Genomic DNA, 12,054 nt, shown 5'->3' with positions numbered 1-12,054 from the left:
ACCATGTCTAAAAAAGTGTCCATTACTATTCCCTCTAGTCAGGGGGAACAGACGTTTTACTTCGGTCGAAAAGCCGTACTCTTATGCATGACAACCCTGCTCTCAGTACCGATGTTGATTGGTGGTGCAACCTACATGCACCTTGAGAGTAAAAACAAGCTAGCTGCACAAGCCGGTGATGCACAACAGTTAATTGAAACTCTGATTGTTGAAAAAGAGCAGACCGAGTTCTTATACGCGGAACAAGTTGAAACCAACCACAACCTATCTCAAGCCTTAACTGAGAAAGAAGGTACGATTCAATTACTGGGTAAGCGTGTATTCGATGTGGAATCCGTTCTAGGCCTGGCTGATGAAGAGTTACACACCGATGAGGTTTCACTAGAAGACCGTATTGATGCTGCAGCCGTCGATTCCGCGGTAAGAGCTACCATGTTCCGCTTAATTCCTAATGATAGTCCGATGGCTTATCAACGCATCTCGTCTTCATACGGTCGCCGTACTAACCCAATTACAGGCAAACGCCACAACCATACTGGTATCGACCTTACTTGTAAGCGTGGTGAAGATATCTTAGCACCGGCAGATGGTGTGATTGAAACCGTACGCCCAAGCAAGAAAGGCTTTGGTAACTTTATCACCATGCGCCATTCATTTGGCTTCATGAGCTCTTACGCGCATCTGCAAAAATTCAAAGTTCGCAGCGGTCAGTTTGTCAGTAAAGGTGATGTGATTGCGAGCTGTGGTAACTCAGGTAACTCAACTGGGCCACATCTGCATTATGAAGTACGCTTCCTTGGTCGCTCATTGAACCCTCAATACTTGATGGATTGGACACCAGAAAACTTCAATTACGTGTTTGAGAAAGAGAAAAAGGTGAAATGGGGCCCACTCGTTCAGCTGATTGATAACGTGGTTCGCTTGCAGATCAACCTAACTAACGTGCCTTACATCAGTTCAACTATCGACACAGTATCCAGCGATGATAACCGAGTCTCGAACGAGAATAACAAAGAGCCTATCGTGACTAACTAGGTTTGTTCGTTTGGCCCATGATGATCCAAATGCATTTCGCCTACTATAGGCCAGATGCAATATCGGCATTCAACACAAACAAAAAGAGCGACCAAATGGTCGCTCTTTTTTATTTTTCAAACCACACTATTAACCGCGATGAATCGAGTCATGTGCTTGTTTTAACAGGCTTTGGCTCTCTTGTAAAAATTGTTGTGAGTAGTCACCAAACCAATCACTCACTTGGTTGAAGCTCTCAACAAACTTAGCCTTATCTTTGCCATCTAGAATTTCTAACGCTTCTCCGAAACAGCTATGGAAGCGTCGAATCATCTCAATATTCTCATCCGAAGAAAGAATGATATCGCCGTACAAGTTCGGGTCTTGAGCAAACAGACGACCAACCATCGCAATCTCAAGTCGGTAGATTGGCGAGCTTAGTTTCAGAAGTTGATCAATGTTCGGGTTCTCTTTACTCAGGTGCAAGCCGTAAGCAAAAGAGGTGAAGTGACGAAGTGCTTGAATCAAGGTCATGCCGTGATCGTGTTCAGCTGCATCCATCTGGCAAAGGCTCGCGCCCCAAATACCAAATTGATTCAGTAGCCATTGGTAACTTTCAGAACCACGACCATCACTGTAAACAATCACCTGCTTAGCAAGGCTAGGAACATCAGGACCAAACATTGGGTGCAATCCAACTACTGGGCCTTGATGCATGTTCATCATTGCTTGTAGAGGTTTAGATTTAATTGACGTCAAATCACATAGAATACAATCGCTTGGTAGATTACCTAGCTTCGCAATCACACCTTCCGTTAGGTGAATTGGAACCGTAACAACCACAAGCCCAGCATTATCTAAGATTTCGTCGGCCTTATCCCAATCTTGGCTGCCAAGGATTTTTACTTCGTAGCCAGACAGTTTGAACATACGACCAAACAAGCCACCAAGTTGACCATTACCACCAACGATAACCACTGAACGTAACTCTGGGTTAAGACACTTAAAGCCAGAATCTTTCTCGCTGGCATAAGACTCACGCATAGTACGACGCAAAATATCTTCGATTAACTGTGGTGGAACCCCTATTTTCTCAGCTTCTTGACGACGAGATGCCAGCATCGCAGCTTCACGCTCTGGTACATAAATAGGTAAACCATGTTCACTTTTTACTTCGCCTACTTTCTCTACTAGAGCAAGGCGTTGAGCCAGTAAATCCAACATTTGTTTATCGACAGCATCGATTTGGTCGCGTAATTCGTTCAGTTCAACGGCCATTTTATTCCTTACTAATCTATAAGCCCGTGCCAATCTATAAGCCCACAATCATGCAGGTTCGCTAGCAACAGAATCTTAAAATGCCTCATTAGATGAGGCACTTAAATTTAAACTCTGACTAACCTTTCAAGCGGTTCTCTAAGAACGGGACTAATTCCGTATGTGCATGTTTTAATAGTGCCTCAGTTGAATCCCAATTGATACACGCGTCGGTAATAGAAACGCCGTATTTCATCTCATTGAGAGGTATATCCGAAGATTGGTTTCCTTCGTTAATATGGCTTTCAATCATCAGGCCGATAATCGACTTGTTGCCTTCACGAATTTGGTGAATCACATCTTCTGCAACTAAAGGTTGGCGACGGAAATCTTTACGAGAGTTCGCGTGGCTACAGTCGACCATTAGCGCTGCCTCTAAACCAGATTTACCCAGCTCTTGCTCACATTCGTGTACCGATACTGAATCGTAGTTCGTCTGCTTACCGCCACGTAAAATCACGTGACCATTTGGGTTACCTTGCGTTGTTAGTAGTGCAACCTGACCTTCGCGGCTGATACCCATGAAACGGTGGCTAGAAGAAGCCGCCTGCATTGCGTTGATTGCAGTGCCTAGGTTGCCATCGGTGCCGTTTTTAAAACCGATTGGCATTGAAAGACCACTTGCCATCTCACGGTGAGTTTGAGATTCAGTCGTACGAGCGCCAATAGCCGCCCAGCTGAAGGTATCTGCTAGGTATTGCGGGCTAATTGGGTCTAATGCTTCAGTCGCTAGTGGGATTTCCATCTCAGCGAGTTCAACAAGTAGTTCACGACCAACATGCAGACCATGCTCAATATCGAAAGTGCCGTCTAGATGTGGGTCATTGATCAAACCTTTCCAACCGACAGTGGTACGAGGTTTCTCAAAGTAAACACGCATAACAATATACAGTTGATCGCTAAGTTGCTCAGATAAGGCTTTTAGGCGTTTCGCGTACTCTTTCGCAGCTTCAATGTCATGGATAGAACATGGGCCACATACAACAAGCATGCGATGATCTTTCTTATGAATGATGTTTGCGATAGTTTGACGAGACTCTTGAATGAAACGACGAGCATTATCACTCAAAGGCAGTTTTGCTTTTAACTCCTCAGGAGTAATCAGTACCTGTTCGTCGATGATATTGACATTGCTTAATTCACTTTTCTGCATAACTCAACCTGTATATTTATTTTTACACCCAACATTTCCATTTGGGCTAACAATCTTTAAAAACACAATAACAGCTAAAAAAACGATTGCAAGTGTAAACAATAAAAAACATTCGCTGTAAATTAATATTTACACTATGACTTTAGCTCACTCTAAGAGATAAATAGGTTTAAACCATGGATCGTAGATACAAAAAAAGGCGATATTTATCATATCGCCTTATCTAAAATTATAATGTGTTTATTTATCACTCACTGCCTAGCATTCGCTTGATCGTCTCTGAAGTCTCTTTCCACCTAGCATCCGAGTGAAGTGTCGACAAATCAAAGCTGTGTTTTTTAAGCAACGAGTTGGCTAAAGGCACATCTTGAATCGCTAAGTGATCCAGAGCTTCAATTTGTGCATCTCGTTTATTACACATCAACACCATGTCACAACCTGCATTCAAGGCCGCTTTCGCTCTGTCGGCTGGTCCACCCATTATGGCAGCGCCTTCCATCGTTAAATCGTCAGAGAATACCAAGCCTTTAAACCCAAGCTGCTGCTTCAATACTTTCTGTAGCCAATACTGTGAACCACTCGCAGGTTGATCATCATAGTGAGAGAAAACCACGTGAGCTGGCATCATGGCATCCAATATTCCAGCTTCAATTTGCGCCTTGAAGATTGCCATATCTGTTTCGAAGATGTCGTCTCTAGGGTCATATGGCGTCTCTAAGTGTGAGTCAGCAATCACGCCACCATGTCCAGGGAAGTGCTTGCCTGTCGTCGCCATGCCAACCGACTTCATGCCTTTGATGAAAGCGCTGCTATGACGAACAATGGTATCAATATCTTCACCAAACGCTCGGCTACCAATCGCTTTACACTCGTGGCCTTTGTCTAATACTGGCGCAAAGCTCAGATCGATATCATAGGCAATCAATTCTGCCGCCATCAACCAACCCGCTTGTTCTGCTAACTGTTCGCCATTATTCTTAGTCGCGAATTCTTGAGCAGCTGGGATAATTGAAAAGCCATCGCGGAAGCGCTGAACTCGGCCACCTTCTTGATCGACACCAATCAAAATAGGACGTTTCGCTACCTTGCGAATTTCTTTGTTTAACGCCGATAACTGTTTGCTATCGTGGTAGTTTCGAGCAAATAAGATGAGACCACCAACAGTTGGGTGCTCTAAAATTTCTTTGTCTTCCGCAGTCAGTTCGTAGCCTGCAACATCAACCCACAACGGTCCCATATTTATCCCTTATTAAACCTAATTTCATAAACTTCCCGAGGTTATTCTCTTTAAATTTGCTTTACAATGTTTTTAAACCAATCTGTGGAAGACTTTAAGAATGCAGTGCAAGAGCTTAGGAATGGATCATAAAGAACTGTATATCGGTGTGATGTCAGGGACGAGTATGGACGGTGTTGATACGGCCTTAGTGTCGATTGAAGATACACGTATAATATTGCTTGCTCATGATGAGTTCCCAATGCCTGATGATCTCAAAGCGCGTCTACTTGAAGTCTGTATTGGTCAGAAAACCGATTTGATTGCCATTGGCGAACTCGACCACCAGCTTGGCCATCTGTTTGCTGATGCGGTTCTGCAACTTCTCGAAAAGTCAGGCACACCAGCACCTTCTGTAACTGCGATAGGTAATCATGGTCAAACAGTGTTCCACCAGCCAACAGGCGATTCGCCATTTACCATGCAGTTGGGTGATGCCAACATCATTGCCGCTAAAACACAGATTCAAACGGTTGCCGATTTTCGACGTAAAGACATGGCATTAGGCGGACAAGGTGCGCCATTAGTCCCCGCCTTCCACCATACGATTTTCCACCCGCAAGACAGCTCGGTTGTGGTGTTGAATATTGGTGGTATCTCGAATATTTCAGTGCTGCGCCCTAATCAGCCAACGCTTGGTTATGATACAGGTCCGGGCAATATGTTGATGGACGCTTGGGTTGATAAACACACGGGTGAGAAGTTTGACCGTGATGCGCAATTTGCGCTAAAAGGTCAACTCAATCAAGCTTTACTCGAACAGTTGTTAAATGAGTCTTATCTATCTCAAATGCCACCGAAAAGTACTGGTAGAGAACTATTCAACCTACCTTGGCTAGAGCAACAATTAACAGAATTTAAAGATCTTGCAGTAGAAGATGTTCAGCGCACGCTTTGTGAATACACCGCATTGACGATAGCCAATGAAGTGGAGACTTATCGCTTGGGTGACCAGCCTGCACTGTATGTGTGTGGCGGTGGTACACGAAATCCATTGTTGATGAAGAGGCTGTCTGAACTGCTTCCAAGTTGGGAGGTTGACTCAACCACCAGTAAAGGCGTGGACGCCGATTACATGGAAGCGATGGCTTTTGCGTGGCTTGCTCAACGTCATATTCATCAACTGCCAAGCAATTTACCAGAAGTGACTGGCGCAAGCAGAGCGGCCTCTCTAGGCGTTCTCTATCGTGCTGACTAAACAACTTTAGAACCATCATTTTAGAATCACCATTTAAGGATCATTATGAGTAACGACGCTCTCATATCAGCGCTCTCGCACCTCGTTTCGGAGGGGAGAAACCCTGACACTATGGATATTGATCTGCTCACCTCTCTCGAAGTGGTTGAAAAGATTAACCAACAAGACAAGCAAGTCCCGCTGGCGATTGAAGCGGAACTGCCACAGATCGCGAAAGCGGTCGATAAAATTGCTCATGTCTTTCAAAACGGTGGTCGACTGATTTATATGGGCGCAGGCACCAGTGGTCGATTAGGTGTGTTAGACGCCTCAGAATGCCCACCGACTTTCGGTGTTTCGGACAAAATGGTTATCGGCTTAATTGCAGGCGGACCAGAGGCGATTTTAAAAGCCAAAGAAGGTGCAGAAGACTCGCTAACTCTCGGCATTGAAGATCTGAAAGCGATTCAGTTTTCAGAAAATGATGTCGTGGTAGGTATTGCTGCGAGCGGTCGCACACCTTACGTGATTGGTGCACTCAACTATGCCAATCAGCTTGGCGCAGTAACGGTTGCATTATCTTGTAACCCTGACTCTCCAATTGCTGAAATCGCTCAAATCGCAATTAGCCCGGTGGTTGGCCCAGAAGCATTGACTGGTTCAACACGACTCAAATCAGGTACAGCACAAAAGCTGGTGCTTAATATGCTGACCACTGCCAGCATGATTCGCATTGGTAAGAGCTACCAAAACCTTATGGTCGACGTAAAAGCGACCAATGAAAAGTTGGTTGCCCGCGCCGCTCGTATCGTTATCCAAGCAACGGAGTGCGATAAAGCACTGGCGGTGTCGACACTTAAAGCGACTGATTACGATGTGAAGTTATCTATTTTGATGATTCTAACAGGGCTAGATTTAGAGTTAGCCAAGGCTCAGCTTGATAAGCAAAACGGCTTTTTAAGAAAAGCTGTAGAGAATAACCAGTAACCTAGACTCTGCTGTTGAGTGTTACTCCGGCTACCGACAAAAAGACCAGTACACACGCGGTACTGGTCTTTTTTAGTTTTAATTTTTCATCGCTAGCTTGGGCTTAGTAGTCGTTTGAGAACTCGTCCCAGCCGCGTTGCCATTCCATACGGAAACGTTGAGCGTCTTCCGTACCAGAACACACGCCTTCATACACCTGACCAGATAAACCAATCTGATAAGCATGGTTCGGATTACAATATTCAGTCACACCTAGGTGATAACCTTCTGTGTAACCCGCTTGATCGACTGCGCCAAGCTCAGTCATCTCTGAATACGAACGCTGAGTGTGGCCTTTGATACCATCACGATAGCCAATCTCTTGCCAATTGCCTTCAGCTGCTAAATCTTGAACATTGGCGCTGCATCCTGCAAGGCTAAATGCCACGGCGAATAGTACGATTATTTTTTTCATTTCAATCCTTTATATTGTTACTTCACCACTTTCTGACGAAGCGCTGCCTTTGTGGTGATTCTCCGCTGAACGCCTATCGATGTCCACTTATTGTCTAATGTTCGCCACTTTAGGTTCATTCCGACCACTCAGAATCAATAGTCGCCGTTAAGCCAACTCAAACAACCTCTCTATAGAGCTAATAGGCCTCTCGATAGAAATATCGGCCACTCAGCACAGTGAACAAACCACTAAATCAGTTATAACACCGCTAAATTGGCTATTCGACCACTCACTCTCGTAGCGGAAGTTTCTTCTCATCGACTCCTTTAATATACACCCTGACTTAATTAATACATTCAGGGATAACAAATTATGATGTGGTTTCTTACCTGTGTCGCAGCACTCATTGGTGGCTACTTTATTTACGGTACCTTTATCGAGAAGATTTTCGGTATCAATGAAAAGCGTCAAACACCCGCTCACACCAAGCAAGACGGCGTGGACTTCGTTCCAATGTCGACGCCAAAGGTTTACCTAGTTCAACTGCTTAACATTGCAGGTGTAGGTCCAATCTTCGGCCCTATCATGGGTGCCCTTTACGGCCCAGCAGCAATGCTTTGGATCGTGCTAGGTTGTATCTTCGCAGGTGCCGTACACGACTACTTCTCAGGTATGTTATCTATCCGCAATGGTGGCGCTTCGGTTCCAACCATCACTGGACGTTACCTAGGCAATGGCGCAAAACACTTTATGAACATCTTTGCCATTGTTCTACTGCTTCTTGTTGGTGTGGTGTTCGTTTCTGCTCCAGCAGGCATGATCACTAACCTAGTGAACGACCAAACTGATTTCGTAATGTCTACGAGCACCATGGTTGTCATCATCTTTGCTTACTACATCATCGCAACGATTGTCCCTGTCGATAAAATCATTGGTCGCTTCTACCCATTGTTCGGTGCACTGCTTATCTTTATGTCTGTTGGCCTAATCACTGCGATTGGTCTATCTGACGAGCACCAAATCATGGGTGGCTTCGAGATGAAAGACATGTTCACCAACATGAACCCTAACGATCTACCACTTTGGCCTGCTCTATTTATTACCATCGCTTGTGGTGCTATCTCTGGCTTCCACGCAACTCAGTCTCCACTAATGGCGCGTTGCATGGAAAACGAGAAAAATGGTCGCTTCGTATTCTACGGTGCAATGATTGGTGAAGGCATCATCGCTCTAATCTGGTGTGCGCTTGCTCTGTCATTCTTCGGTTCGGTTGAGTCTCTGTCTGACGCGATTGCAAACGGCGGCCCTGGTAACGTGGTATACAGCGCTTCATTTGGCCTACTGGGTGTATTTGGCGGTATCCTTGCTTTCCTTGGCGTGGTTATCCTGCCTATCACTTCTGGTGATACAGCGTTCCGTTCAAGCCGTCTTATCCTTGCTGAATACTTCAACATGGAACAGAAGACACTGCGTAACCGCCTATTGATGGCTCTACCACTGTTCGTTATCGGTGGCATCCTGACTCAAGTAGACTTCGGCATCATCTGGCGCTACTTCGGTTTTGCTAACCAATCAACAGCAGTCATGATGCTATGGACAGCTTCGGCTTACCTACTTCGTCACAATAAACTGCACTGGGTAACAACGGTTCCAGCTGTGTTCATGACATCTGTGTGTATCACATTCATCCTGAACAACAGCCAACTGGGCTTTGGTCTACCAATGCAGCTTTCAACCATCATCGGCGTGGTGAGTGCATTCGGAATTGCAGCTTACGTTATCAAAATTTCAAAAGGCAAAGGCGATATCGACCTTGCTGATGAAGAAGAAAAAGAAGCAAAAGGCGTCACCAAAACCGCCTAGTTCTTTCAGACTCTTGATAACAAGAGACACGTCTTCATAGAGAGACAAAAGAACAAGCCAAACACACTTCGCTTGCTCCCGTAATCACCCAGTGATTAGTGGAACCTAAGACTAAAGCCCGTCCTCTGTGATGGGCTTTACTGTATCTCAGTATTGGTACATCAACATTAGTACATCAATATTGGTATCTCCGCCTGACAAGCAATCGCAACTCGATATAACCAATGAAAACACAAGCAAAGCTACCGTTACTACGCAATGAGCTTTACACTTAACCAGCGTCTCAATAGGTGAAAATATGGAACTCATTCTCTCTCTGCTGCAACAAACCTGTGTCTACTTAGTGATTGCTTACATGCTAAGTAAAACTCCATTGATTCTCCCTTTGTTGAGCATCTCTTCACGCTTAAGTCATAAAATAAGCTGCTACGTTCTGTTTTCCCTATTCTGTATTATGGGCACCTATTTTGGACTGCAGATTAATGACGCCATCGCCAACACGCGTGCGATGGGTGCGGTAATGGGAGGTCTGTTTGGCGGCCCTGTCGTTGGCTTTGCCGTCGGCTTTACTGGTGGAATTCACCGTTACTCATTAGGCGGCTTCACAGACTTGGCTTGTGCGATTTCAACCACAGCAGAAGGCTTGATTGGCGGCCTGTTACACGTTTATCTCGTGAGAAAGAACAAAGCCAGCCAACTGTTTAATCCGTTAGTGGTTTTCTCGGTAACCCTGTTTGCAGAGATCATTCAGATGCTGATTCTGCTGGCGGTCGCAAAACCCTTCGAACAATCCTATGCTCTGGTCTCCGATATTGCGGCGCCAATGATCATCGCTAACTCGGTCGGTGCAGCACTGTTCATGAGCATCATCCAAGACAGAAAAACCATCTTCGAAAAGTACTCGGCTACCTTCTCACGCCGCGCACTGACCATTGCCGAACGTTCGGTGGGTATTTTGCATGGTGGGTTCAATTCCGATAACGCACAAAAAATCGTACGTATCGTTTATGAAGAGACCAACGTAGGGGCGGTAGCGATTACCGACCGAGAGAAAATCCTCGCGTTCGTTGGTATTGGTGATGAACACCATATTCCGAACACCCCGATTTCATCGCAAAGCACGCTCACTTCGATGGAACAGAACGACATCATCTACCTTGATGGCAAAGAGAACCCATACCAATGCTCCTTGTCGCAGGATTGTAAATTGGGTTCTGCGTTGATTATTCCATTGCGCGCGGGTAACGAAGTGGTCGGCACCATCAAGCTCTATGAGCCAAAGCTGAAACTATTCTCAACTATCAATATGTCGATGGGTGAAGGTATCGCTCAACTATTATCGAGCCAGATCCTATTTAGCAACTACCAGCAGCAGCAAACGCTACTGACACAAGCAGAAATCAAACTGCTGCACGCTCAAGTGAACCCGCACTTCTTGTTCAATGCGCTTAATACTATCAGCGCAGTAACACGTCGTGACCCAGATAAAGCTCGAGAGTTGATTCAACACCTGTCTCACTTCTTTAGAAGCAACCTAAAGCAGAACATCAACACCGTGAAGCTCAAAGACGAACTGGCACACGTCAACGCTTACCTGACCATAGAGAAAGCACGCTTTACCGATCGACTAGAAGTGGAATGGGATATCGACCCGCAGTTATATGAATCTCAATTGCCGAGCTTTACCCTGCAACCGCTGGTAGAAAACGCCATCAAACATGGGATATCTAATATGTTGGAAGGCGGTAAAGTAAAGATCTCTAGCGAGGCTTTCGAGGGTGGGTTCAAGTTAACCGTTGAAGACAATGCAGGTAATTATCAGAAGCCATCTCAAGATCATGTAGGATTAGGGATGGAAATTGTTGATAAACGACTCACTAATTTCTTTGGACAAGATTCAGCACTAAAAATAGAATCTCAACCACAGCAATTTACTCGAATGAGCTTTATCATACCTATACTCAAATAATGGTATTTTCGGAGACGGATCGCTCCGAGTTGAAACATTTAGAAGCAGACATTTAAAAGATAAGCGTGAACCAAGCAGGGATAGAACCAAGATGAAGATTGTAGGATGTTAAAGGCACTAGTTATCGATGATGAGCTTTTTGCTCGCGAAGAGCTGATTGAGCTGCTGACCGAAACCGGAGAAGTGGAAATCATAGGCCAAGCGAGTAACGCGATCGAAGGACTGAAACAGATCAACCTACTCAAGCCTGATGTCGTGTATTTGGATATCCAAATGCCGCAGGTTACTGGGATTGAGCTGTTAAGCATGCTTGACCCAGATACCATGCCCTACGTGGTATTCGTCACCGCCTACGACCAATATGCGATTCAAGCCTTTGAAGATAACGCTTTTGATTACCTACTTAAGCCAGTCGAGCCTTGTCGATTAAACAAGAGTGTTTGCCGTCTGAATAAGGTCATCAAGCAGAATCAGAAAGCGCCAGCACAAGACATCTCTGCGATTGCTCCCTGCCACTTAGAGCAGATTCCGTGTATTGGTCATAACCGCATTGTGATCATGGCAAGCCAAACGGTTGAATGCGCCTATTCTGATATCAGTGGCGTGCATGTTCGTAGCTCATCACAAACAGCAACCTCGCAACTAACCCTGAAGATCTTGGAAGAAAAGACCGATTTGATCCGCTGCCATCGACAATATTTGATCAACATAAAATCGATCCAAGAGATCAAGTTACTAGAGAATGGATTAGCCGAGATCATCACACTGACGGGCTTTGAAGTCCCGGTGAGTCGTCGCTATCTCAAGACGTTAAAAGAGCAACTCGGCCTCCAGTAAACAAATTTCAGGTTTAGATATAGCA

The 12,054-nt window shown here is 45.1% G+C and carries 10 protein-coding genes; 6 read left to right on the top strand and 4 right to left on the bottom strand.

Features of this window, described 5'->3' with window-relative positions:
- Window positions 1–3 precede the first annotated feature (3 nt).
- Complete coding sequence (locus tag A6D97_RS15370) at window positions 4–1,035, top strand: M23 family metallopeptidase (protein WP_065584727.1); 1,032 nt, start codon at window positions 4–6, stop codon at window positions 1,033–1,035.
- Window positions 1,036–1,164: 129 nt separating this feature from the next.
- Here A6D97_RS15370 and tyrA read toward each other — a convergent pair whose 3' ends face one another.
- The 3 genes from tyrA to nagZ all read right to left on the bottom strand — a co-directional run bounded on the left by tyrA (window position 1,165) and on the right by nagZ (window position 4,721).
- Entirely contained in the window at window positions 1,165–2,292 is a 1,128-nt protein-coding gene (tyrA, locus tag A6D97_RS15365) for a bifunctional chorismate mutase/prephenate dehydrogenase (RefSeq protein WP_017056144.1), read from the bottom strand.
- Window positions 2,293–2,410: 118 nt separating this feature from the next.
- A complete protein-coding gene (locus A6D97_RS15360; RefSeq protein WP_017059354.1) occupies window positions 2,411–3,484 on the bottom strand; it encodes a 3-deoxy-7-phosphoheptulonate synthase in 1,074 nt (357 codons plus the stop codon).
- A gap of 247 nt (window positions 3,485–3,731) precedes the next feature.
- On the bottom strand, window positions 3,732–4,721 hold the full coding sequence (nagZ, locus tag A6D97_RS15355) for a beta-N-acetylhexosaminidase (RefSeq protein WP_065584726.1): 990 nt from the start codon (window positions 4,719–4,721) through the stop codon (window positions 3,732–3,734).
- A 121-nt stretch (window positions 4,722–4,842) separates the two neighbouring features.
- Between nagZ and A6D97_RS15350 the strand changes: the two genes are divergently transcribed.
- On the top strand, window positions 4,843–5,958 hold the full coding sequence (locus A6D97_RS15350) for an anhydro-N-acetylmuramic acid kinase (protein WP_065584725.1): 1,116 nt from the start codon (window positions 4,843–4,845) through the stop codon (window positions 5,956–5,958).
- Between the two features lie 45 nt (window positions 5,959–6,003).
- Entirely contained in the window at window positions 6,004–6,924 is a 921-nt protein-coding gene (gene murQ / locus A6D97_RS15345) for an N-acetylmuramic acid 6-phosphate etherase (RefSeq protein ID WP_032545650.1), read from the top strand.
- Window positions 6,925–7,027: 103 nt separating this feature from the next.
- Here murQ and A6D97_RS15340 read toward each other — a convergent pair whose 3' ends face one another.
- Window positions 7,028–7,378 carry a DUF2799 domain-containing protein gene (locus A6D97_RS15340; RefSeq protein ID WP_065584724.1) on the bottom strand — a complete coding sequence of 117 codons (351 nt, stop codon included), beginning with the start codon at window positions 7,376–7,378 and terminating at the stop codon, window positions 7,028–7,030.
- Between the two features lie 354 nt (window positions 7,379–7,732).
- On the opposite strand from A6D97_RS15340, the gene A6D97_RS15335 reads away from it, so the two are divergent.
- From A6D97_RS15335 to btsR, 3 genes are all read left to right on the top strand, one after another.
- Window positions 7,733–9,223 carry a carbon starvation protein A gene (locus tag A6D97_RS15335; protein WP_065584723.1) on the top strand — a complete coding sequence of 497 codons (1,491 nt, stop codon included), beginning with the start codon at window positions 7,733–7,735 and terminating at the stop codon, window positions 9,221–9,223.
- A 298-nt stretch (window positions 9,224–9,521) separates the two neighbouring features.
- Window positions 9,522–11,192: a sensor histidine kinase gene (locus A6D97_RS15330; protein ID WP_017080271.1), complete on the top strand. Its 1,671-nt coding sequence runs from the start codon at window positions 9,522–9,524 to the stop codon at window positions 11,190–11,192.
- A 105-nt stretch (window positions 11,193–11,297) separates the two neighbouring features.
- Window positions 11,298–12,029: a two-component system response regulator BtsR gene (gene btsR / locus A6D97_RS15325; RefSeq protein WP_065584722.1), complete on the top strand. Its 732-nt coding sequence runs from the start codon at window positions 11,298–11,300 to the stop codon at window positions 12,027–12,029.
- Window positions 12,030–12,054 lie beyond the last annotated feature (25 nt).

The organism is Vibrio sp. ZF57 (assembly GCF_001691235.1).
GTDB classification, from domain to species: domain Bacteria; phylum Pseudomonadota; class Gammaproteobacteria; order Enterobacterales; family Vibrionaceae; genus Vibrio; species Vibrio crassostreae_C.
This window is presented reverse-complemented; position numbering and strand designations above follow the sequence as displayed.

Bases quoted from the DNA above. Each gene is read 5' to 3' on its own strand.
- A6D97_RS15360 (WP_017059354.1), bottom strand. From the start codon at position 3,484: ATGCAGAAAAGTGAATTAAGCAATGTCAATATCATCGACGAACAGGTA.
- A6D97_RS15350 (WP_065584725.1), top strand. From the start codon at position 4,843: ATGGATCATAAAGAACTGTATATCGGTGTGATGTCAGGGACGAGTATG.
- tyrA (WP_017056144.1), bottom strand. From the start codon at position 2,292: ATGGCCGTTGAACTGAACGAATTACGCGACCAAATCGATGCTGTCGAT.
- A6D97_RS15330 (WP_017080271.1), top strand. From the start codon at position 9,522: ATGGAACTCATTCTCTCTCTGCTGCAACAAACCTGTGTCTACTTAGTG.
- A6D97_RS15370 (WP_065584727.1), top strand. From the start codon at position 4: ATGTCTAAAAAAGTGTCCATTACTATTCCCTCTAGTCAGGGGGAACAG.
- A6D97_RS15335 (WP_065584723.1), top strand. From the start codon at position 7,733: ATGATGTGGTTTCTTACCTGTGTCGCAGCACTCATTGGTGGCTACTTT.
- murQ (WP_032545650.1), top strand. From the start codon at position 6,004: ATGAGTAACGACGCTCTCATATCAGCGCTCTCGCACCTCGTTTCGGAG.
- A6D97_RS15340 (WP_065584724.1), bottom strand. From the start codon at position 7,378: ATGAAAAAAATAATCGTACTATTCGCCGTGGCATTTAGCCTTGCAGGA.
- nagZ (WP_065584726.1), bottom strand. From the start codon at position 4,721: ATGGGACCGTTGTGGGTTGATGTTGCAGGCTACGAACTGACTGCGGAA.
- btsR (WP_065584722.1), top strand. From the start codon at position 11,298: ATGTTAAAGGCACTAGTTATCGATGATGAGCTTTTTGCTCGCGAAGAG.